This is a genomic window from Rhizobacter sp. P2_H2 (assembly GCF_056403375.1).
Map to the genome: position 1 here is coordinate 1 of NZ_JBFUFP010001399.1, position 1148 is coordinate 1148.

Annotated in this window: 2 protein-coding genes; both read right to left on the minus strand. The window is 60.7% G+C overall.

From position 1 onward, the window contains the following. The coding region (locus AC1D15_RS33420; RefSeq protein ID WP_477829448.1) for a hypothetical protein at positions 1–196 on the minus strand (196 nt) is incomplete at its 3' end. Further along, on the minus strand, positions 193–927 hold the full coding sequence (locus AC1D15_RS33425) for a MerR family transcriptional regulator (RefSeq protein WP_477829449.1): 735 nt from the start codon (positions 925–927) through the stop codon (positions 193–195). The genes AC1D15_RS33420 and AC1D15_RS33425, both read right to left, overlap by 4 nt. Positions 928–1148: the final 221 nt, after the last annotated feature.

Below are 1148 nucleotides of genomic sequence, written 5' to 3' on the forward strand. Positions count from 1 at the left end.
GGTCGTAGCCGAGGTAGAGAACCCCAAACTGATCGGAAGGCGGCAGCGCAGCAGGACAGTCATAGCGATTGCCCCCCGCCACACTCGGCTTCATCGGGTTCTGTCCAAACCAATAGACCCGATGGAAAGTCTCCCTGGTGGCCGTCTCGACGGCAAGAACGAAGGCCGGATCAAGCACCGGGAAGGGACCGCTCATGTCTCCTGACCTTCGGTGAGTTCTCTTTCCAACGCTCGCCTGACGGGCTCCAACAAGGAAGAACCAGCGGACAGATTCAGGTAGGCGATGAGCTCATCCTTGGCAAGAACCTTGGCCCGAGGCAGGTTTTCGTTGGACATCAGGCACTCGAAAGGCCGAAGTCCGTTCAAGCTGCCGTTTGGCGTGGACATGAAGTGGTAGATGTGCCATTCGTCCGCGGACCGAGCCTGCGCGAGAAGCGCAGCCGTTGTCGCACCAGTGACCTTGGGGTCGAGTGCCCACGCGGGGATGCGGTGCCCTCCGTCACCCGGCGTCCGCAAAGCAAACAACTTCTGCTCTTTGACTCGCTTGCGCACAGCGTGCTCTCCAATGCCCAGAAGATCGCTGGCTTGCGAAGTCGACTTGAATTCCTTGGACTTCAGCAGCGCCGTCCTGCTCTTCAGCCCTCGTTCCAGAAGCTGTTGCCAGCCTTCGATGACGGGCACTTCTCGGGTTCCCCCATCTGCCTTGTCGGCCAGAGTCTCGGCGACCTGCCGGATGAACTGCCCCGCGGACAGTTCTCCAACCTGTTGCTGCTGGACCTCCTTCAGAGACTCGAGGGTCTTCTCAAACACGGAGCGCGCAAGACCTGGACTCAGTGGGTGGACGGAGTCGAACTGCTGAACGTCTGGGGTATTCGCGAGCTCAGCGTCCAGGATGCTCCAGGTCGAAAGATCAATGACCAGCGGCACGGAGACACTTCCAGTCCCGCTCTTTGCGGTGCGGGAGGACTTGGCAGATTTCGCCTGCTTGCGGGATGAAATGGGGGCCATGGCAACTTTTCGGGCCGGGGAGTGTTCCTGGTCTCGTCAGTCTCTCAGGTTACGCCAGTTACGTCCATTGCAATCTCCAGGCGGTCGACTCAATCGGGCGCGACAGGCGGCACCGTCAGCGCTGCGCGGCGGCGCTGCAG